General features: G+C 46.2%; 1 protein-coding gene. It reads right to left on the bottom strand.

Translation table 11 applies throughout. The features are described from left to right. The coding region (locus Q4528_RS15745; protein ID WP_303522665.1) for a tRNA-dihydrouridine synthase at nt 1–240 on the bottom strand (240 nt) is incomplete at both ends.

Below are 240 nucleotides of genomic sequence, written 5' to 3'. Positions count from 1 at the left end.
CATTCTCACTAAGGTGACGACGCCAAGCTCTTGCACCTACGCAACCTTGAAACAAGCCCAGTATATGACGGCTAATGTGCTGCAAACGCCCACCCTGAGCTAGATGCTGCTCAATATAAGGAAACATTAACTCAGCGACCTGATGTCGACTTAATTGTGGAGAGTGATCGTCAAAGATCCTTTGATCCACCTCAGCTAACAAATAAGGATTTTGGTAAACCTCACGCCCTAACATTACCC

The sequence above is a fragment of the Staphylococcus pasteuri genome, from assembly GCF_030547725.1.
In the GTDB taxonomy this organism is placed as follows: Bacteria; Bacillota; Bacilli; order Staphylococcales; family Staphylococcaceae; genus Staphylococcus; species Staphylococcus pasteuri.
This window is presented reverse-complemented; position numbering and strand designations above follow the sequence as displayed.